Genomic DNA, 16,142 nt, shown 5'->3' with positions numbered 1-16,142 from the left:
CGGCGCACCACCGGGCCGGGCCGCGAGCGCGGCCCGGCCGGCGGCCGCCGCCGAGGCGATGCCCGGCCAGGGCGAACTGCCCTACGACGACCAACTCGAACTTTGGAGCTCCTGATGTCCTACCCCCACCTGCTGTCCCCGGAAGAGATGCTCGCCACCGCGAAGGAGCGGCTCGATATTCCGCGGATCGTCGTGATCTGCGGATCCATGCGCTTCGAAGCCGACATGCACGCAGAGGCTTTCGCCGCGTCGGTGGCCGGGAAGATCGTGGTGATGCCGCACGTCAACACCAAGCTGTGGCGCCTCGGCGCTGTGGCGAAGGCGAAGCCCGCGCTGGACGACCTGCACCGGGCGAAGATCCGGCTCGCGGGCGAGGTCCTCGTCGTCGGCGACTACATCGGCGACAGCACCCGCGCCGAGATCGCCTACGCCCGCTCGCTGGGCAAGCCCGTCCGGTTCACGCACCCCGAGGTTGACCCCGGCGAGCCCGACGGCGACCCGGCTACCGAGGAGACGCACGTCGTCGCCGACGACAGCGACGACCCCGAGCACGTCGACGACTGCCCCGGCTGCCAATGACCGTCGCCGCCCTGCGCCGCCTCCTCGACGAGATCGACCGCCAGGGCGGCCCCGAAGCCGCCCGCCAGAACCGCCTCAACCTCCCCGACGAAGGAACCCAACCCATGAGCACCGCACCCGCCATCCCGCAACCGCCGGCCGTCGACGTCCGCCTCCGGTCCGTCAGCGAGCAGCCTGCCGAGCAGATCTCCGTCGGCCAGCTCCTCAAGTGGGGCGACGATCACAGCGACCCCACCGTGCAGGACCAGGCCGCCCGCGCCCGCATCGCACTCCACGGCCTCCGCCAGCGGTACGGCGCCGACCGTGAGCTGACCGTCCTCACCAGCGAGGAGGAGCAGCTGGAGAAGCGCCTGGCCGAAGTCCGCGCCCGGAAGGGCGAGCTGGCGCCGGCCAAGGCGAAGAAGCCGCGGAAGACCGTCGACTACCCGGCGGCCGAGGTCCGGGCCTGGGCCGCGGCGAACGGTCACGACTGCCCGTCCGTCGGCCGCGTACCCAAGGCCGTCGTCGACGCCTGGCGCGCCGCCAACCCGGCCGCCTCGTGACCCGCCCGATACCCACGGCCGCCCGCACCCCACCGCGCGGGCGGCCCCCACCCAACCCATGGAGAACAGGATGACCGAGCAGACCGGCCCGCCCGTGTGGCAGCACCTCGTGCAATGGCAGCCCGCCACCGCAGCCGCGCTTGTCCAACACATCCGCGCCCTACCCGACGACTGGCCCCTGCGCGTCTTCGGCGGCGGCCGCCCGGACGCCGCCCTCACCCTCGAGCCCGGAGCGACCGGCGAGCAGTTCCCCGACCGCACCCCTGAAATCGCGCCGTACGACGACACCGCGCCGCTCGAGGACTGTCCGGCCTGCAAGGAGGTCGAGGTCACCTGCCGGTGGCACGAGGGCTACGCGGCCGGGCATCACGAGGCCGTACAAGCGCAACTTGACGCTGTCCGGACACGCCCAGAGATGAGACTGCGGGAATTCATGCGGTGGCAGGCCGATGTGGACGAAGCTGAGGACCAGGGGCAGGAGCCGCCCCTGCTGCCCGCCGCTGTGTCTGCCAGCCCGGCGCCCGCCACCGAACGGACGGCGCTGCGGGAGCGGATCGCCGAGGCGCTGTACGAGCGTGAGCGCTCGCCCCGAGACCCGGCATGGGCCGACGCCTTCGCCATGGACCGGGAGACGTTCGAGCCCATGGCCGACGCGGTCCTGGCCGTGCTGCCCGCGCCCGACCAGCAGGCCGCCATCACTTCGGGAGACGCCGCAGTGATGGGCCGGGCCGCCGACATCGCCGAGGACGTAGCACTCCGCCTGCGCGGCGAATGCCTGCTCGACCAGATGAACGGCGCCTACGAGGTGATGACCGAGCTGCGTCGTCTGGCTGGCGAGGCGCGCGCGGATCGTGACGCGTGGACCGACGCGGCAGACTGGCTGGACGCCCTGCCCCTCAGCGGCGTGGAAGGCGGCGTGCGGACCGCGCTCACTGGCCTGCTGCGGGACCAGGCCCGCGAGGCGCGGCAGGACCCGACACAGGACGGCACCGAGCGCCGCGAGACCGTCCTGTACTTCCTCCAGTCCCGCCCAAACAGCGGCCAGTGGGAGTCCAGCAGCACCGTGACGGCAGACCTCGCCGAGGCAACCCGGCAGTTGGCCAAGCGTCGCGGTCTGGTGCCGGACGTTGAGTACCGGCTGGCGAAGCACACGACGACCGTCGTCGTTCAGCCCCTGGCCGAGCAGCCCACCGCCGTGGCGCGGCCCGGCCAGCCCGAGACGGAGGCCTGACCGTGATCCTCCACGACGCGGCCACCGCCTGGCTCGACTTGATCAACGCCGCCGTCTTGTGGGTGGAGACATTCGCCGCCGCGGCCGCCTTCACCCTGTGCGTGGTCGGCTTCTGCCTCGGCCCGCTCATCGCGCCAGCCGCGCGGACCGTGTGTCGCGCCGTCGTACTCCCGGCCGCACCGGCCCGCCGACGCCCCGTGCCCAGCTGGGCCCACACCGAGCCCTACGACTACGACGAGGCCGCATGAACAGCCGGATCCTCCCCACCCTGACCGCGGCCTGCCCCGCTGCCGCAGTGCTCACCGCCACCCTCCCGTTCGACACCACCACCCGCCACGCCGAACGTGCCGCCCTCACCCACGCCCTCCGCTGCCCGACCTGCCAGCCCATCGCCGACGACCTACGCCGCATGCAGGCCGCGCAGACACGGCGGCTGGCCGCTGAAGCGCGCCGGGAGACGGAGCAGGAGGTCATCTCGGTCCTGGACCAGGCCGCCGACGTCATCGAAGGCAACGGCTTCTACCGGCATTACCTGTGGGACACCCGGCAGCACAACGCTGGAACCCCGATCGACCAGTGCCGTGTCGACATCGCGGGCGCCCTCGCGATCGCCCTGCACGGCAGCCCCACCTACGCCGGCACCCCCGCCGTCCGTACGATCGAAGCACTGCTCGTCGAACAGACCCCCGCGCCCAGCCTCGCCGCCTGGTACACCCACCCCGGCATCGGCCAGAAGCAGGCCACAGCACTCCTGCGGGACACCGCACGCGTGTTCCGCGGCCACGCACTCCGGAACGTCGCATGACCGCCGCGGACCCGCGCCGGGCAGTGCAGCGACCCAAGTGACCGATGGCGGCGGTCGCTGTTGCGTGTCAATTCACCAGAATCAGCTGCGGCTTACACACGCTCCCTGCACACTTCCTCCACACGCCCTCAGTGACGGGAGACGCCATGGTCAGCCCCTACATCACCCAGCCACTCACCCCGGCCCGGCCGCGCATGTTCGCGTCCACGCTGGCCAAGGTCATCTGGACGCTCGTACCGATCGTCACCGTCGGCCTGGCCGGCGCAGTGCCGTTCGTCGTCGCCGCGGTCAAGGGCGTCATCAAGCCGTGGCTGGCCATCACTTACGTAGCAGTGGAGATCGCCGTCTACTCGGTGGCCATCGCGATCAACCCCTCCGCCCACGACGACAACCCGGTGCCCGGCCTCCTGATGGTGCTATGGATCATCGCCGCCGCCACACACACAGCGCTCCTCGACAACGAAAAGGTCAGCGTCGGCAAGTAACGCCGCGGCCCTCTAACCAGACCACGCCCTGGCGCAAAAGCATCGACGACACCTACAGGATCAACGCATGCTCATCTCCCCCAGACCCGGCACCCACCGGGAGAACCTCCTCCAGACGCTCCGGAACGTTCACACCAGCGTCATCAACGCACGTAGTCACGGAGACTCCGGCTACGAACGCCTGCTGCACTACCTTGAGTGGGCTGAAAACGCAGCCCGTCAACTCCGCAACCAGGTCAGCGCCGCGGACCTGACAGCACTCGTCCTGACCCCGCGCCATGACACCCTCCTGGACGGCGTCGGGCATATGGCCGCTACAGCCCAGCAGCGTCTGGTGAACCTCCTGGTCGAGCAGGAACTGTCAGACCGTGCCGAGACACTCGAGGACGCGATCAAGCAGCTGCAGGAACGGATAACCGAGTGGACCGAGCGAGAGTGGTTCGTGGTCGCCGACTCGAGCTTCTATATCCAGAACGCGGAGCCGCTGGCTGACGCCGACCTGCACGCCATCCTCAAACTTCCGCCAGCAGAGCACATCCGACTGCTTTTCCCCATCGCGGTCGTCGACGAGCTGGACGCTCTGAAGGAGTCGGGGAAGCATCGATCCCGCTGGCGCGCCGGTCACACACTCGGTCGCCTGGACGAGGTCCTCGACGGCAACACCTTCGGCATCTTGCGCCACGCCGACTTCGACGGCGAACCGGCCTTGTGGCGCGGCCAAGTAGGCATGGAGATCGTCCTGGACCAACCCGGCCACGTTCGTCTCCCCATCGCCGATGACGAGATCATCGACCGGGCCGTGGCCATCCAGGCCCTCGCCGCGCGCCCGATTCGACTGCTGACGTGCGACACCGGGCAGCACACCCGCGGCCGCGCCGCCGGACTGCGGGTCACGAAAGTACCGGCGAAGGACCCAGGCCCGGAGCCCGACTGGGAGTCCCAGGAAAAGTCCGGCACCGGTGTACGGGCCCAGCGACGCCAGCGGCAAGCGGCGAATGGCGTCACGCCGAAAGAGCCGTAGGTTGATACGACTACCGGTGTTGTGTCCGAACGTCGGTGTCGGGAAGGGGACTAGATGACTTCCGGCCACGGCGGGAGCAGGGCTATTCCCCTGGTCCCGAGCATCCCCGCGGCCGTAGGATCCTGGCCCCGGTTCAGGAGGAGCAGTCGATGGCCCTGAAGAAGATCGAGCACGCCGCACCCAAGAAGCAGATCATGACGCTCGACGAGCTCGAGGCCTTCGTCCGCGACGCTCGCAGCACCGGCGCAGCCGGCAGCGAAGAGATCCTGGCCAGCGTGAGCTGGGGCGGGAAGCTGCAGAGCATCGCCGTCGAGGTCGAGATGGCGCCCGCTGACCGACCGTCCCTCGACAAGCAACCCTGAGACAGTCGCCCTGGATGCCTCAACGCACGCGGCCCGCCGGACGTGTACCCCTACAGCCGGCGGGCCAGGCACCCCCAAGGTGCCCCTTCGCGGGACCGCCGAGGCTACGCCGCGCCCGGCTGAAACGGTAGATGTCTACGACCGTGGGCTTCCCGGTCGTGGACGCACAGCGCACGCGGCAGCAACAGCGGGAGGCGGCCGCCGTGAGGGCCGTGACGGCTGCCAGGCGGAGTGATTGGGTGTCGATCAGGGGTGGCGGCGAGCGCCGGACGGCCGCTCCTACGACGTCGGCGTCGCTGGTGCTGGCACCGAGTCCGACGTCCCACCTGGGACCGCGGAGGCGGCTAGGCGCAGGCCGGCAGATGCCAGGGCGCTCTCCACCGTCTCCTTGATCGCTCGCGCGTTGAAGGCCAGGCCCAGGTTCAGCTCTTGCGCGATCTTCACATGCTCGGCGTTCGCCACCTCTACAGGAAGTTGGGCGTTGCGGAGCAGGGTGGCGGCGATGATGCCGACCAACCTGAGTCGGCTCCCGACGACCAGTGAATTGTTCGCCCCCCTGTAAGACCCCTCGTTGAACAAAAACACGGGGCTGCCGCTGCTCCCTCCAAACACGGAGCCGTCAACGAGGAACGTCGGCTTCCCGGAAAAGTCCAGTTCCATTGGGGTCGCCGTGATGCCGCGCCTGACGAACGGCGTCAAGTGTTTCTCATCGTAGTGACCGTTCGGATAACCAATGAACGTGATCTCCTCGATCGCGTCGACGTAGTGGTTGGCGATCTCAGTGGAGAGGAGGGAGAAGGGGAGCGGCTCAGCGTAGAGGAGGTGACCATACTGCTGAACGACGTGAGCGATCGGAACGACCGCGACGTCAACCTCTGGGTCCGGATGGCCAATCCAATCAGCAGGGCCCAAGGTAACCTCAGCGCCACGTCCGAGGTCCGGCTCGTTCGCATCAGCCTTCCTGGCGATGAAGTGAGCGGACAGCTTGGCAGCGTTCGCCACCACATGCTTGTTGGTGACCAGCAGCGGGGAGAACCCACCATCGTCGAGCGGAACGGTGAGGTGGAAGGCCGTCCCCGTCGTCGCTATGCCCGAGGTCGTGAGGTTGGCTATGCGTACCGTCGAGAACAGCAGCCTTTTGCCCGTCGTATCTACGATCACTTCCGCAGCATGCCACGACATGCGCCGATTGTGTGAAGGTTGTACAGACTCTGTCGCCACTGATGGGCGAAGGTCACGGGCGGCGCGGCAACCACACCTCCGGGCCGCCGCCCCGCCACTCCACCCAGTCCGCGGCTACCACATCCTCTGGATCCTCGATATCCAGGCCGGCCTGCTCCAGGAATTCAGCCACGTCGAGCAGCGTGTACGCCATCCCCACGAACCGGTCCCCGACGCGGACACGGCGGCCGCCGTCCTGGGCGGGTGGGTAAACGACGACCTGCACCATCATGAGACCAGCGTCAGCGATCGCCCCGCCGGTCGCGCGCTGGGGGGGGCACCCTCCGCGTGCACAGCAGTTGGCCAGCGCGTACATGTGGGCTGTGGCCCTCACACCGCCGATCGAACCGATGCTCGCCGAGGCATGGTCCGTGCTCCCACCGGACCGGGCGCTGCAGGGCGGGCATGCCTACGAGCAGAAGCCCGACGGGTACAGAGCCCTGCTCTTCGCTCAGCCCGGGCACGCCTACTTGCAGTCCCGCAACGGCGCCGACCTCACCCCGGCCTTCCCTGACCTGGCCGCCGCCGCGCTCGCCCTCGATCGCCCCCTGGTCCTGGACGGCGAACTGGTCGTCGTCCACGACGGCCGCCTCCACTTCGGAGCGTTGCAGGCCCGGGCCCGGCGCCGAGGGCGCGGCGCAGTACAGGCCGCAGCCGATCAGCCTGCCCACCTGATCGTGTTCGACGTCCTCGAGGCGGGCATCGAGCTACTGGATCAGCCCTACCTCGAGCGCCGCGCGTCCCTCGAGGGCCTCTTCGCCGACGGCGTCCTGGTCGCACCCTTCACCCTCTGCCCGGCCACCACCGACAGGGCTATCGCCGAAGACTGGCTCGACCCCGCATGGGGGACCGCAGGCATCGAGGGCGTCGTCGTGAAGGGCCTCGACCAGCCGTACTGGCCCGGACGCCGAGGCTGGATCAAGGTCCGCGCCCGGGAGACAGCGGAAGGGCTCGTCGGGGGCGTCACAGGCAGCGTGCGTGCGCCGGGCACCCTGCTGCTGGCCCGCTATGACAGTGCTGGCCGTCTCCGGCTGGTCGCCCGCACTGCGGCGCTGCCGGCCGCCGCGCGCCGGGAGGTCGGCGCCCTGCTGACGCCAGCCGGAGCCGATCATCCGTGGCACGGGGCCCGCTTCTCTGCCGGCTGGGGCCGCGGCGACCTCGACTTCACGCCGGTCGAGCCTGAGCTGGTTGCCGAGTTCCTGGCCGACACAGCCGTCGACGATGGCCGGTGGCGGCATCCGGTGCGGTTCGTCCGAATCCGAGCCGACCTCAATGTGGACGAGGCGCCGCTCTTCCAAGGCTGACAGGGGGCCGTTCACCCAGGCACGACACGCCTCAGCAGCAGGCGCAAGTCCAGCCTGTGCAGTACTTTGCGCCCATGTGGGGTGAAGTGCTCAGTGCGGCCATCGGCTCGGTAGCTGGTGCAGCGGCCACTGAGGTGCTCAACTTCCGGAGACGGCGGCGAGAGCAACCCAGCATTCAGCTCATCGTCAAACCCGGTGCCGGGCCAGGCGAGTACGTCCTAAGCAACGCGGGCCACAAGATCGCGTATCGCGTAGCTGTAACCGTCGGCTGGATCTCCCCACGAGGAGGCCATCGCGACACAGAGTTCGTCCGGTCCTGGCGTGATTTCGCAGCTGGCGCAGAAGCGCACTTCACCGTCTCACCCGACCTAGCGCACGTCGATGGCGCAGCGATCTTCGTGAGCTGGCGTGCCACGACTAACCCCATGGAATCCAGAAAGTTGCAATCGTGGCCCATCTGAGCCCGTAGCGCCTGGCAGCCGGCTCAGGCGGCGCACCGCCTAGCTGCGGGCGCCCAGGACCCCGTCGGGCCGACAGTGCATACAGGACGGCACATGCTGGCGGAGCGCGTCGAGGGCCTGTTCTCGGGTCGCTGGGCGGCAGCGGCCACTCTTCTTCGCCGCCCAGCAGTCCCCGCGGTGTACAGCGTCCACGTTGTCCCGGTTGAGGCCGTACTGGATTAGCCACTCCGGGGCCGGTGGACGTCGGTCCTCGCCCTGCTGTCGCTCACGCTGCCGCCGTTCTTCGTCGGCGATCCACCGGTCGATGAGGGCCAGCTGGTCGGTGGTCTGCTGGGCGACGATGCGGCGGGCGAAGCGGAGGGCGTCGAGCCGGGACATGTGGTCGTCCACCTGCAGCTCCTCTCCGCTTGCACCAAAAATCGAACACGTGCTCTAGTCAGAGTATGCACCGCGTAGACCACCTCACCGACACCCAGGAGCGCATCCTCCGCCACATCCGCCAGGCCATCCTCGACCGCGGCGAAGCACCCACCGTCGCCGAGATCGGCGCAGCAGTCGGCATGCGCAGTAGGGCCTCCGTGCACTACCAACTGGTCGAGCTGGAGACCAAGGCGGCAATCGTCCGCGAGCCCGGCCGCTGGCGCGGGATCCGCCTGACATGACCAGCCCCGGCCGCTACCACCTGCTGCTGTCGTCCGATGGCCGGCCGATGATGCACGGCTGGTGGGGGAGCGAGGCCACCGCGCGCAGGAAGCTGATCCGCTGGATCGGTGAGCGCGGCAGCCTGCCCGGCGCCCGGATCACCCTCACCGACGAGGGCACCGGCACCGTGTTGACGACCTGGCCCGAGTAGCAGTGACCGTCTGCCATCCTGGCCGGGACGAAGGGGGACACCCATGGGCCACCGTCCACACCCGAGCCGGCAGCGCGCGCTGCGGCAGATCGAGCGGCACACCTACGAACTCGGCCCAGTCGCCCCGCCGCGGCCACTGACGGACTTCGAGCAGCAGCTCCTCGACGGCACGGCCACCATCGTGAAGGCGGTAGCACCCATGGTCACGTCGCTCACCCGGAGCGTGCCGCCCGTCGGCGAGTACCGCATCTCAACGCGGTGACCGGCGGCCGGCGACTACTCCGCCGGATCCTCATCGCCGTGCCGAACCGCCTTCTTCACGGCCTGCTCCAGCTCGTACCGGTTGCACCCGGCCGCCTCCGCGTGCTCGGAGATCGCCGCCTGCGCAGCCGTCGACGCGGCACGCCAGCGACGCCACTGCTCGTCGTACTCCTCGCCAGCCAGGCCCGCGAGCTTCGCCCGCGCCTCCTCGGCGGAACGTTCCAGCTGGATCAGCTCATCGGGGATATCTGCCACATGCACGGATCCTAGACGCTGCGCTCACCGGACCGTCACAGGCGCCCGGCCCGAGCGCGACGAAGCCCCGGTAGCAGCGACCGGGGCTCCCTTGCCTGTGCCGCTACTCGGCGGCCTGTCGGTGTTGGTACAGGCTCTCACCCTCGATCCGGTAGCGGCTCACGGTCTGCTGCGAGACTCCGATCTCGGTCGCGATCTCGCGGGTGGTGACGCCCTGCTCGACTGCGATGTACACGCGGATCTTGAACGCGTCCTCCGCGGCGCGCGCCGCCTCGTGGGACAGGCGCAGGTCGTCGCCGATCATCTTGCGGACGTGCGGCGGCCAGTCGACGCCCCTCCGCGTCACGACGCCCCCTCCGACGGCTCAGTCTCCTCGGCGAGGATCTGCCGGACGCGACCGAAGCTGATGTCCAGCTCGGCGGCGATCTGCCGGTACGTCATGCCGCCCTGATGCATCTCCCGCACCGCGGCCTGCCGCTCCCGTCGCACTCGCACCTGCACCTCGTCCAGCAGCTCAACCAGCTGCTTGGCGCGCGAGGCGGGCGATTCATTCGCCGCCAGGGCGTCGATGGCATCGAGCACGCGCTGCACCTCCTCCGCCCGGTCTGTCATGTCCGTTCCTCTCCGGGGTGGGGAGGCGGATCCTTCCGTGCCGTCTTGTGTAGGGAGCCTACACGCGTGTAGCTTAGCTACACAACGGCTCGGAGGTCGCCTCCGACCGCTATGCACAACGGCCCCGTCCCGCTGAGTTGGCGCTCCGGGACGGGGCCAGGCCCACCTCAACCATCACGAAAAGGCAGGCCCTGATGGCCAACCGTACCGACCGCCCGCCCGAGCAGCACACCCCCCACACGGCCCGCGACTGCAACCTCTGCGCCAGCCTCCGCCACCCCGGCCTCGCCGCGCAGGGCCGCGCCCTCACCGCCCACCTCGCCGAGCACCCGTTCCCGCACCAGGCCGGCGGTGCCCGATGAACCAGCAGCCCACCCCCGACACCACCCGCGTCCCGCTCTGGGGCCAGGACGCCCTCCGCATCCGCGACGCCCTCCGGCAACTGCTCGCTCCGACCCCCGCGGTCGAGCCGTGGCCCGACGGGGTCATCGCCCGGTACGTCACCAAGGCCGCCGACCTCACCGGCGACGTCGAGCTGACCGTCGACGTCACGAAGATCGACGGCGGATTCCGGCGCCACTGCCGCGGCTGCGGCGACAGCTTCGAGAACTTCTGGGAGCCGGCCGTCCGCGACAGCGCCCAGATCCACGCCGAGCGCTGCCGCGCCCTCCCGAAGCCGGAGGCCACCCGGTGATCGCGCCACTCTGCTCCGGCTGTGGCGACAGGGGCGGCTTCCCCGACACCACCCCGCTCCCCGGCGGTGGACACGTCACGGTCTGGCGACGCTGCACCACCTGCCGAGGATGGGGGAGCCGCTGATGGGCTTCCTCGACAAGCTGCTCGGCAACGACCGCGAGCGCGCCGCCGAGAAGTACCCCGGCGCTGAGTCCGCGAGCGACAAGGCCGCCCGCCAGCGCCGCGAACGCCACCGTGCCCGAGTAATCCGCGACGGCGACCAGGCCGGAACCAAGGTGCCCCGCCGGCACCGCCGACACGGCAACGGCGCCTGGAATTAGCCCCCTGAGGAGACCCATGCGCTGGCTCTACCTGCTCGCCATGGCCTGGCCGCTGGTCATCATCGCCTTCCTCATCGGCCGCCACCTCCACTGACCCACTCCGACCGCCGACCCCGCCTACATCCCCCAGGGCGGGGTCGGCACCGCTCCGGAGGAGCACCGTGAACATCGCAGCAACCGGCCGCAGACTTTCCAACTCCATCCGTGCCGCGTGGGTCTTCGTCCTCGGCATGCTCCTCACCGCCGCCGCCTGGTCCCTGTCCGGGCAGCTCATGCGCTGGGGTATGAACCAGTGGATCGCCTGGCCCCTCTCCATCATGTTCGACGCGGCCGGCCTCATCTGCGCCACCTACGCGCGCCGCGCCGTCGAACGCGGCACCCCTGCAGGCCTCGCCCGCCTGGCACTCGCCGTCTTCGTGGCCGTGGCTGGCCTCCTCAACTGGAATCACGGCCACGACATCGGCGGCGCCCCCGCGGCCGCCGGCTTCGCTTCGCTGTCCGTCGGCGTCGAGCTGCTCTTCGAGCTCCACCGGCGGGACGTCCGCGACGAACAGCGCGCCGCCCGAGGCCTCATCGCCGAGCGCCTCCCGCACATCCCCACCCTCGGCTGGATCATGTACCCCCACCGGTCCTGGCAGACCCTCCGGGCCGCCGTCGGTGTCCGCCTCGACCTCCTCGACCCCGTCCAGACCGAACACCGCCTCACCACCCCGGACACGGACAGCAGGCCGGACAAGCGCGGACAGGCCACCGTCCGCTCCGCTGTCCGCGCCGCCGCCCACACCCTCCCGGACGCGACCGCCGAGGACATCGTCGAGCACCTGTCCGCCGCCGGAATCGACACGGACACGGACACCGTCAACGCCGTCCTGGACGAGGACACGGACACCCGTCCGGACAGCAAGGACAGCAGGTCACAGCGTCCGACCGTCCGTCCCGTCCGGCCGATCGCACCGCCCGGACAGACCATCGCGGACACCATCCGGACAGCCCTCGCGTCCGGCATCACAGACAAGACCGCCGTCCTGTCGTACGTCCGCGACATCCACGGTCAGCAGGTGTCCGCCGACACCGTCCGCCGGACACGCGACCGCATCGAGGGCAAGGCCTCATGACCGTCCTCCTCCTCTTCGCGGCCGCGGTCCTCGGCGCAGCAGCCCTCCTTCACGCCGTCGCCCCGCGCCGAACCCCGCTGCTCTACCTCGGCCCCGCCGCCCGCACCGCCGCCCTGATCGCTGCCGCCACCGCGTACGTGGCCATCATCTGGAGTCACTAGCTATGCCGTACATGGCCATCAACCTCGGCGGAGTCGCCGTAGGGGTCGCCGTTGTCCTCGCCTTCCTCGTCCGATGGTGGTTCCGGGAGAAGCACGAATGGACCGCCCTCGTGCCGTTCGTGCTGGCCCACCTGTACGGCATGCTTGCCGCGCTCGCAGGCCTCGGCACCGTGTCAGCCCTGGGCATGGCCGCCTGGGCCAGCGTGTGGGCCGCGAACGTCGGCGGCTACGTAGGTCTCGTCTGGGGTGTCGGCGGGAGCGCGCCCAACGTCACCCGCGCGCACCAGCTCGCCCTCACCTCAGGCGGCTACGTCATCGTCTTCCTGATGACCGTCCTGTTGTTCGCCCTGTGGAAGTGGGCGCCGCGCGTGCCGAACGGCAAGCTCGCGGCGGGCGCGTTCTCCGGCGTCTCCGTGGCCCTGTCCGGCACGGTCGCCGGCGTGGCCGCGGTCCCGCTGGGCTCCTCAGCGAATCTGCTGGGCACCTGGTTCACACAGGCCTTCGCGTGAGCGGGGGAGAGACGGCCGAGCCGGAAGCCGTCAAGGAGGCCGTCCAGGCGGGAGAGTCGAAGCAGATGAGCGAGCGGACGGCGCGGTTCGTCCTGCTCGTCGTCGCGTGCGGTGCGATGTGGGGTCTCGTGGCCGCGTTCCCGTGGATCGCCTACGTCATCGTCGGCATCCTGAGCACGCTGGCATGGCAGAAGGCGCACAGCTGGATCGCCGCTCGGCGGGGGAGCGACGAGGACTCCGAGGCTGCTCCCGGAGAAGCGACCGCAGACCAGGGCACCCCGTCCCTGCGCCGGGAGATCGTCGTCGCCCTTCACACGGTGGGCGCTCCGCACGCCCACATCACCGCGCTCGCCGAACACCTCGGCGCCCCCAACGACCGCGTTCGGCAGGCCCTCAACGAGGTCGGCATCCCCATCTCCGGCGGGGTGCGCATGAAGGGCCGCAAGGTGGCCGTATCGCCGGGGGTGAAGCGGGAGGACTTCCCGCCGCTCCCCTCTCCTGCTGTAGCTGACGCTCAGGAAGGAGTGTTGACCAGCAACAACAACAGCAACAACGCCTTCGACCTAGTCGATGACGACGAGAATCCTGTGCGTACTCACGTGCGGTGGCGCGCCCAGTAGCCGGTCTGGAATCGTGAAGTCATGCCCGCCACCATCCGGTTCACCGGCGACGACAAAGACCTGACTCTCGACGAGCTGACCAAGTTCGTGAAAGCCGCACGCCAGGCTGGCGTGCCCGGCGACAACCCGGTGCGTGCTGGCCTGTCGACTTCCGGGAAGATCCAGCAGGTTGAGGTCCTGCTAGATGACGACCGCAGCTGACAGTCAAGCCGCCGCCGAAAGGTGAGTGACCCAATGAAATTCGACGAGCGGTACGTGGACGACGTCGACTACGACGAGGACGAACTGGCGGACGAGGACGCCGCTGAGGAGTGGCAGGAAGGCGAGTGCGACATGTGTCTCGGGTCCACACCGGAAGACCTGGCGCGTGCCTCCGAGCCCGACGCCCTGGTCCCCGTCTGCGCATGCGCCCTCGGACAGGGCGCGCCGGCCGACGAGTGCCGATGCGGCCCGGAGGACCTCGAGGACTGACTGAGGGGACACTGATGCCAGGCCCCGCCGTCGCCCCCGTCGACGTCGGGGCCACCGTGTTGTCAGACCCTTCCGGCACGATGCCCTCGTGAACTGTGTGATCTGCGGCAACCCCGAGGGACGTCCCTGGGGTTCGTACGGCCCCACCCCGGCGTGCGACGCCTGCCACTCCGATTGGGTCAGCCAGCACCGGGCCGCCCTGGACGCGAAACCGACCTGCTTGTACCGCCTCTACGACGCTTCCGGCCGACTGCTGTACGCCGGAATCACCGCCAGCATCGCGCGCCGGTGGAAGGAACACCGCACGGAGCATTCGGGGTGGTGGCCGCAGGTCACCGAGCGACGCGTCGTCTGGTACCTCGAGCGCGGCCACGCCTGGTACGCCGAACGCGAGGCCGTACGGGAGGAGCTCCCACTCCACAACGGCGAGGCCAGCGCCTACGCGGCGGGCGCCCTGCTTCCGCTGCCGCCAGGCATCGGGCCGACACCGGCGCCGCCGACTCGCGAGGAGTGGTGGCGGGACGAGCGGGCCGTGGCGGCTTACAGGCTGGCGTGGAAGGCCTGGCTGACGCTGCTGCGCGAGGCGGAACTAGCCGAAGAGGACTGGCTGATCCTCTGACTGCGAGGGTGGGTCAGTCCGCTCACCTTCTGGCTGCCGGGCAAGAGTGGTTCCATCCAGGCCGTGACCTCACCGCCTACATCAACGAGCTGCGCGACGCGGCTGGGATGAAGGCGATCAGCGCGTAATCGGATCGCCATGGCCCTGGCCGTCGTTGGCGGGGGCCGGCGGCCGGGGTACGGCGCGGGCCATCCACCGGTCGCCGCCGATCTGCGCGGGCAGCATGACCGGCACGAGGTCGAGCTGCACGAGCTGCTCCAGGCCCTCGACGCACTCCTCGCGCGTGCTCGCCTGGACGGAGAACCGGATCGCCATGAGCCCAGTGTGGCGGCCGAGTTGGGCGGACGTTACCGGTTCGCGTGGATTCGAGTCACAGATCGGCGACTTCTCCTTCACGTCGCCTCCGCGCAGGCGCATCATGCGGCGGAACGAACGCCACCACATCGGGGGGACCTATGCGTCGCACCGTCGTCGCTCTGCTTGCCGCCGGCCTCGCGCTGGCCGGCTGCTCCAGCTCAACCCACGGGAGTAGACCGGACGCGAAGCCGAGCCCCTCGAAGACCGTCAGCAAGGCTGAGCAGTACCTGAAGGTGGCGCACGAGATCAGCTTCAACGGCAGCCCGTCCGACATCGACCTGCTGCTGTTTCCGCCGGAGTGGTGCAAGGCGCTCGACGCGGGTCACAGCGTGGAGTGGATGCTGTCGATCGCCGGTGGTGGCTTGTACCCGGCTGGGGACGACTGGGGTACGGCGAAGGCCGACGCGTACACGCTCATCGTGTCGGGCACCAAGCAGTTCTGCCCCCGGAACCTGGCCGACGTGAAGGAGCAGCTGCGGGCGTCCGGCGGCTACTGAGGGCGGACCTGCAGCGGCCCCGCACCGGGAGTTGCCCGGGCGGGGCCGTCGTCACGTGGTTGGTGTGCCATCGGGTGGCGGGAAGTGCTCGTCGAGGATCTCTGTCCACCGCTCGAATGGCACGTAGCGGCCGAGATCCTCGGCTTGCTCGCCGAGCAGCTGCAGGAGGGCCGCCACGAATGGCTTCGCGTGGTCATCGAAGTCCTGGGCCAGGCCTGCCTTCATCACGCGCTCAAAGGCGGCCGGGAACGCCTTGTGCGCCCACTCGGTGCGCTCCCTGGACCGTCGAATGGCGTCCTCCGTGAGGATCTGCTCGACGGTGTAGGCCGGGCAGTCACTGCTGTGCCAGGTCTCGATCGTGTAGTAGTCGCCCGTGGTTTCGTCTTTGCGGCCCGTGATGATACGAGCGTCCCGGTTTTCGGGTGTCGCCTGGCAGTCTGGGCAGATCTCTGCGCGACGCTCGTGGCCGCTCATGCGGCCGACTCCTTCCGCGGCCGGCCGCCCTTGCGTGCGCGGCGTTCGGTCAGTTCTTCCTCGGCGGCGGCGAGTTCGGCCTGCTCGTGCTCGTTGCCGTGCTCGGCGAGGTAGGCGCGGACGTGGTCGACGAGGTCGGCGCTGCGGTCGGTTCCTTGGCGTGCGGTGGCGGTTCCGTAGGCGTCCCACATGCGGCGGGGGATGCGGAACTTGGGTGAGTAGGTGTGGTCCTTGTCGTCTGGGGCCATGCAGTCATGTTCCCACACGGTTTTTTCAGCGCAACCCCTTGTGTGGGTACACGGTTCAGGATT

31 protein-coding genes and 1 pseudogene are annotated in these 16,142 nt (G+C 69.6%); 23 read left to right on the top strand and 9 right to left on the bottom strand.

All coding sequences use genetic code 11. The annotated features are described in order from the left end of the window. Positions 1 to 114: 114 nt before the first annotated feature. From AB0N17_RS03200 to AB0N17_RS03165, 8 genes and pseudogenes are all read left to right on the top strand, one after another. A pseudogene (locus AB0N17_RS03200) lies at positions 115 to 480 on the top strand (hypothetical protein); the annotation flags it as partial. A gap of 95 nt (positions 481 to 575) precedes the next feature. Next, on the top strand, positions 576 to 1,121 hold the full coding sequence (locus AB0N17_RS03195; RefSeq protein ID WP_366009351.1) for a histone-like nucleoid-structuring protein Lsr2: 546 nt from the start codon (positions 576 to 578) through the stop codon (positions 1,119 to 1,121). Between the two features lie 70 nt (positions 1,122 to 1,191). Beyond that, positions 1,192 to 2,352: a hypothetical protein gene (locus AB0N17_RS03190; protein ID WP_366009350.1), complete on the top strand. Its 1,161-nt coding sequence runs from the start codon at positions 1,192 to 1,194 to the stop codon at positions 2,350 to 2,352. A gap of 2 nt (positions 2,353 to 2,354) precedes the next feature. Next, the gene (locus AB0N17_RS03185; protein WP_366009349.1) at positions 2,355 to 2,600 is read left to right on the top strand and encodes a hypothetical protein; all 246 of its coding nucleotides are present in this window, start codon (positions 2,355 to 2,357) and stop codon (positions 2,598 to 2,600) included. Beyond that, positions 2,597 to 3,157, top strand: a complete 561-nt coding sequence (locus tag AB0N17_RS03180) for a hypothetical protein (protein ID WP_366009348.1) — start codon at positions 2,597 to 2,599, stop codon at positions 3,155 to 3,157. Before AB0N17_RS03185 ends, AB0N17_RS03180 begins: the two co-directional genes overlap by 4 nt. A gap of 146 nt (positions 3,158 to 3,303) precedes the next feature. Continuing rightward, positions 3,304 to 3,642, top strand: a complete 339-nt coding sequence (locus AB0N17_RS03175; protein ID WP_366009347.1) for a hypothetical protein — start codon at positions 3,304 to 3,306, stop codon at positions 3,640 to 3,642. Positions 3,643 to 3,709: 67 nt separating this feature from the next. Further along, positions 3,710 to 4,663, top strand: a complete 954-nt coding sequence (locus AB0N17_RS03170) for a PIN domain-containing protein (protein ID WP_366009346.1) — start codon at positions 3,710 to 3,712, stop codon at positions 4,661 to 4,663. Positions 4,664 to 4,812: 149 nt separating this feature from the next. Next, entirely contained in the window at positions 4,813 to 5,025 is a 213-nt protein-coding gene (locus AB0N17_RS03165; RefSeq protein WP_366009345.1) for a hypothetical protein, read from the top strand. Between the two features lie 279 nt (positions 5,026 to 5,304). On the opposite strand, the gene AB0N17_RS03160 is transcribed toward AB0N17_RS03165, so the two are convergent. Further along, complete coding sequence (locus AB0N17_RS03160; RefSeq protein WP_366009344.1) at positions 5,305 to 6,207, bottom strand: trypsin-like peptidase domain-containing protein; 903 nt, start codon at positions 6,205 to 6,207, stop codon at positions 5,305 to 5,307. Between the two features lie 52 nt (positions 6,208 to 6,259). Next, positions 6,260 to 6,478: a hypothetical protein gene (locus AB0N17_RS03155; protein WP_366009343.1), complete on the bottom strand. Its 219-nt coding sequence runs from the start codon at positions 6,476 to 6,478 to the stop codon at positions 6,260 to 6,262. A 118-nt stretch (positions 6,479 to 6,596) separates the two neighbouring features. Here AB0N17_RS03155 and AB0N17_RS03150 point away from each other — a divergent pair, with 118 nt between their 5' ends. Next, positions 6,597 to 7,550, top strand: coding sequence for an ATP-dependent DNA ligase (locus AB0N17_RS03150; protein ID WP_366009342.1), 954 nt, complete (start codon positions 6,597 to 6,599; stop codon positions 7,548 to 7,550). A 500-nt stretch (positions 7,551 to 8,050) separates the two neighbouring features. Here the strand turns inward: AB0N17_RS03150 and AB0N17_RS03145 are convergent, their stop codons facing one another. Next, complete coding sequence (locus AB0N17_RS03145) at positions 8,051 to 8,401, bottom strand: DUF6233 domain-containing protein (protein WP_366009340.1); 351 nt, start codon at positions 8,399 to 8,401, stop codon at positions 8,051 to 8,053. Between the two features lie 53 nt (positions 8,402 to 8,454). Here AB0N17_RS03145 and AB0N17_RS03140 point away from each other — a divergent pair, with 53 nt between their 5' ends. From AB0N17_RS03140 to AB0N17_RS03130, 3 genes are read left to right on the top strand one after another with little or no spacing between them, the layout of a single operon-like run. Next, the gene (locus AB0N17_RS03140; protein ID WP_366009339.1) at positions 8,455 to 8,673 is read left to right on the top strand and encodes a hypothetical protein; all 219 of its coding nucleotides are present in this window, start codon (positions 8,455 to 8,457) and stop codon (positions 8,671 to 8,673) included. Next, positions 8,670 to 8,864 (top strand): hypothetical protein, encoded by a 195-nt coding sequence (locus AB0N17_RS03135; protein WP_366009338.1) that lies wholly within the window; start codon positions 8,670 to 8,672, stop codon positions 8,862 to 8,864. The genes AB0N17_RS03140 and AB0N17_RS03135 overlap by 4 nt, the downstream gene beginning before the upstream one ends. A gap of 43 nt (positions 8,865 to 8,907) precedes the next feature. Continuing rightward, entirely contained in the window at positions 8,908 to 9,126 is a 219-nt protein-coding gene (locus tag AB0N17_RS03130; RefSeq protein ID WP_366009337.1) for a hypothetical protein, read from the top strand. 14 nt (positions 9,127 to 9,140) lie between these two features. On the opposite strand, the gene AB0N17_RS03125 is transcribed toward AB0N17_RS03130, so the two are convergent. The 3 genes from AB0N17_RS03125 to AB0N17_RS03115 form a co-directional block, all read right to left on the bottom strand. Next, positions 9,141 to 9,380, bottom strand: a complete 240-nt coding sequence (locus AB0N17_RS03125; protein WP_366009336.1) for a hypothetical protein — start codon at positions 9,378 to 9,380, stop codon at positions 9,141 to 9,143. 103 nt (positions 9,381 to 9,483) lie between these two features. Further along, positions 9,484 to 9,726, bottom strand: a complete 243-nt coding sequence (locus AB0N17_RS03120) for a hypothetical protein (RefSeq protein WP_366009335.1) — start codon at positions 9,724 to 9,726, stop codon at positions 9,484 to 9,486. Next, a complete protein-coding gene (locus AB0N17_RS03115; RefSeq protein WP_366009334.1) occupies positions 9,723 to 9,992 on the bottom strand; it encodes a helix-turn-helix domain-containing protein in 270 nt (89 codons plus the stop codon). Before AB0N17_RS03115 ends, AB0N17_RS03120 begins: the two co-directional genes overlap by 4 nt. A gap of 194 nt (positions 9,993 to 10,186) precedes the next feature. Between AB0N17_RS03115 and AB0N17_RS03110 the strand changes: the two genes are divergently transcribed. The 10 genes from AB0N17_RS03110 (at position 10,187) to AB0N17_RS03065 (ending at position 14,503) form a co-directional block, all read left to right on the top strand. Continuing rightward, the gene (locus tag AB0N17_RS03110) at positions 10,187 to 10,354 is read left to right on the top strand and encodes a hypothetical protein (RefSeq protein WP_366009333.1); all 168 of its coding nucleotides are present in this window, start codon (positions 10,187 to 10,189) and stop codon (positions 10,352 to 10,354) included. Next, positions 10,351 to 10,686: a hypothetical protein gene (locus AB0N17_RS03105; protein WP_366009332.1), complete on the top strand. Its 336-nt coding sequence runs from the start codon at positions 10,351 to 10,353 to the stop codon at positions 10,684 to 10,686. The genes AB0N17_RS03110 and AB0N17_RS03105 overlap by 4 nt, the downstream gene beginning before the upstream one ends. Positions 10,687 to 10,795: 109 nt before the next feature. Continuing rightward, complete coding sequence (locus AB0N17_RS03100) at positions 10,796 to 11,008, top strand: hypothetical protein (protein ID WP_366009331.1); 213 nt, start codon at positions 10,796 to 10,798, stop codon at positions 11,006 to 11,008. 161 nt (positions 11,009 to 11,169) lie between these two features. Next, on the top strand, positions 11,170 to 12,123 hold the full coding sequence (locus AB0N17_RS03095; protein ID WP_366009330.1) for a DUF2637 domain-containing protein: 954 nt from the start codon (positions 11,170 to 11,172) through the stop codon (positions 12,121 to 12,123). Continuing rightward, positions 12,120 to 12,284, top strand: a complete 165-nt coding sequence (locus tag AB0N17_RS03090) for a hypothetical protein (RefSeq protein WP_366009329.1) — start codon at positions 12,120 to 12,122, stop codon at positions 12,282 to 12,284. Before AB0N17_RS03095 ends, AB0N17_RS03090 begins: the two co-directional genes overlap by 4 nt. 2 nt (positions 12,285 to 12,286) lie before the next feature. Further along, the gene (locus AB0N17_RS03085) at positions 12,287 to 12,793 is read left to right on the top strand and encodes a hypothetical protein (protein WP_366009328.1); all 507 of its coding nucleotides are present in this window, start codon (positions 12,287 to 12,289) and stop codon (positions 12,791 to 12,793) included. After that, on the top strand, positions 12,790 to 13,413 hold the full coding sequence (locus AB0N17_RS03080; RefSeq protein ID WP_366009327.1) for a hypothetical protein: 624 nt from the start codon (positions 12,790 to 12,792) through the stop codon (positions 13,411 to 13,413). Before AB0N17_RS03085 ends, AB0N17_RS03080 begins: the two co-directional genes overlap by 4 nt. Positions 13,414 to 13,434: 21 nt before the next feature. Continuing rightward, complete coding sequence (locus AB0N17_RS03075) at positions 13,435 to 13,614, top strand: hypothetical protein (protein WP_366009326.1); 180 nt, start codon at positions 13,435 to 13,437, stop codon at positions 13,612 to 13,614. 33 nt (positions 13,615 to 13,647) lie between these two features. Next, positions 13,648 to 13,884 (top strand): hypothetical protein, encoded by a 237-nt coding sequence (locus AB0N17_RS03070; protein ID WP_366009325.1) that lies wholly within the window; start codon positions 13,648 to 13,650, stop codon positions 13,882 to 13,884. An 88-nt stretch (positions 13,885 to 13,972) separates the two neighbouring features. Beyond that, positions 13,973 to 14,503, top strand: coding sequence for a GIY-YIG nuclease family protein (locus tag AB0N17_RS03065; RefSeq protein ID WP_366009324.1), 531 nt, complete (start codon positions 13,973 to 13,975; stop codon positions 14,501 to 14,503). Between the two features lie 117 nt (positions 14,504 to 14,620). Here AB0N17_RS03065 and AB0N17_RS03060 read toward each other — a convergent pair whose 3' ends face one another. Then, positions 14,621 to 14,818 (bottom strand): hypothetical protein, encoded by a 198-nt coding sequence (locus AB0N17_RS03060; protein ID WP_366009323.1) that lies wholly within the window; start codon positions 14,816 to 14,818, stop codon positions 14,621 to 14,623. A 140-nt stretch (positions 14,819 to 14,958) separates the two neighbouring features. Between AB0N17_RS03060 and AB0N17_RS03055 the strand changes: the two genes are divergently transcribed. After that, a complete protein-coding gene (locus tag AB0N17_RS03055; protein WP_366009322.1) occupies positions 14,959 to 15,357 on the top strand; it encodes a hypothetical protein in 399 nt (132 codons plus the stop codon). A 51-nt stretch (positions 15,358 to 15,408) separates the two neighbouring features. Here the strand turns inward: AB0N17_RS03055 and AB0N17_RS03050 are convergent, their stop codons facing one another. Then, on the bottom strand, positions 15,409 to 15,831 hold the full coding sequence (locus AB0N17_RS03050; protein WP_366009321.1) for a hypothetical protein: 423 nt from the start codon (positions 15,829 to 15,831) through the stop codon (positions 15,409 to 15,411). Next, positions 15,828 to 16,079 (bottom strand): hypothetical protein, encoded by a 252-nt coding sequence (locus AB0N17_RS03045; RefSeq protein WP_366009320.1) that lies wholly within the window; start codon positions 16,077 to 16,079, stop codon positions 15,828 to 15,830. The genes AB0N17_RS03050 and AB0N17_RS03045 overlap by 4 nt, the downstream gene beginning before the upstream one ends. Positions 16,080 to 16,142 lie beyond the last annotated feature (63 nt).

The sequence above is a fragment of the Streptomyces sp. NPDC051133 genome, assembly GCF_040682635.1.
In the GTDB taxonomy this organism is placed as follows: Bacteria; Actinomycetota; Actinomycetes; order Streptomycetales; family Streptomycetaceae; genus Streptomyces.
The sequence above is the reverse complement of the archived record's forward strand: the minus strand, read 5'-3'. Positions and strand labels throughout refer to the sequence as shown.

Coding starts and splice junctions, on each gene's coding strand:
- AB0N17_RS03195 (WP_366009351.1), top strand. CDS start 576: ATGACCGTCGCCGCCCTGCGCCGCCTCCTCGACGAGATCGACCGCCAG.
- AB0N17_RS03190 (WP_366009350.1), top strand. CDS start 1,192: ATGACCGAGCAGACCGGCCCGCCCGTGTGGCAGCACCTCGTGCAATGG.
- AB0N17_RS03180 (WP_366009348.1), top strand. CDS start 2,597: ATGAACAGCCGGATCCTCCCCACCCTGACCGCGGCCTGCCCCGCTGCC.
- AB0N17_RS03175 (WP_366009347.1), top strand. CDS start 3,304: ATGGTCAGCCCCTACATCACCCAGCCACTCACCCCGGCCCGGCCGCGC.
- AB0N17_RS03170 (WP_366009346.1), top strand. CDS start 3,710: ATGCTCATCTCCCCCAGACCCGGCACCCACCGGGAGAACCTCCTCCAG.
- AB0N17_RS03165 (WP_366009345.1), top strand. CDS start 4,813: ATGGCCCTGAAGAAGATCGAGCACGCCGCACCCAAGAAGCAGATCATG.
- AB0N17_RS03160 (WP_366009344.1), bottom strand. CDS start 6,207: ATGTCGTGGCATGCTGCGGAAGTGATCGTAGATACGACGGGCAAAAGG.
- AB0N17_RS03155 (WP_366009343.1), bottom strand. CDS start 6,478: ATGATGGTGCAGGTCGTCGTTTACCCACCCGCCCAGGACGGCGGCCGC.
- AB0N17_RS03150 (WP_366009342.1), top strand. CDS start 6,597: ATGCTCGCCGAGGCATGGTCCGTGCTCCCACCGGACCGGGCGCTGCAG.
- AB0N17_RS03140 (WP_366009339.1), top strand. CDS start 8,455: ATGCACCGCGTAGACCACCTCACCGACACCCAGGAGCGCATCCTCCGC.
- AB0N17_RS03135 (WP_366009338.1), top strand. CDS start 8,670: ATGACCAGCCCCGGCCGCTACCACCTGCTGCTGTCGTCCGATGGCCGG.
- AB0N17_RS03130 (WP_366009337.1), top strand. CDS start 8,908: ATGGGCCACCGTCCACACCCGAGCCGGCAGCGCGCGCTGCGGCAGATC.
- AB0N17_RS03115 (WP_366009334.1), bottom strand. CDS start 9,992: ATGACAGACCGGGCGGAGGAGGTGCAGCGCGTGCTCGATGCCATCGAC.
- AB0N17_RS03110 (WP_366009333.1), top strand. CDS start 10,187: ATGGCCAACCGTACCGACCGCCCGCCCGAGCAGCACACCCCCCACACG.
- AB0N17_RS03105 (WP_366009332.1), top strand. CDS start 10,351: ATGAACCAGCAGCCCACCCCCGACACCACCCGCGTCCCGCTCTGGGGC.
- AB0N17_RS03100 (WP_366009331.1), top strand. CDS start 10,796: ATGGGGGAGCCGCTGATGGGCTTCCTCGACAAGCTGCTCGGCAACGAC.
- AB0N17_RS03090 (WP_366009329.1), top strand. CDS start 12,120: ATGACCGTCCTCCTCCTCTTCGCGGCCGCGGTCCTCGGCGCAGCAGCC.
- AB0N17_RS03085 (WP_366009328.1), top strand. CDS start 12,287: ATGCCGTACATGGCCATCAACCTCGGCGGAGTCGCCGTAGGGGTCGCC.
- AB0N17_RS03075 (WP_366009326.1), top strand. CDS start 13,435: ATGCCCGCCACCATCCGGTTCACCGGCGACGACAAAGACCTGACTCTC.
- AB0N17_RS03070 (WP_366009325.1), top strand. CDS start 13,648: ATGAAATTCGACGAGCGGTACGTGGACGACGTCGACTACGACGAGGAC.
- AB0N17_RS03060 (WP_366009323.1), bottom strand. CDS start 14,818: ATGGCGATCCGGTTCTCCGTCCAGGCGAGCACGCGCGAGGAGTGCGTC.
- AB0N17_RS03055 (WP_366009322.1), top strand. CDS start 14,959: ATGCGTCGCACCGTCGTCGCTCTGCTTGCCGCCGGCCTCGCGCTGGCC.
- AB0N17_RS03050 (WP_366009321.1), bottom strand. CDS start 15,831: ATGAGCGGCCACGAGCGTCGCGCAGAGATCTGCCCAGACTGCCAGGCG.
- AB0N17_RS03045 (WP_366009320.1), bottom strand. CDS start 16,079: ATGGCCCCAGACGACAAGGACCACACCTACTCACCCAAGTTCCGCATC.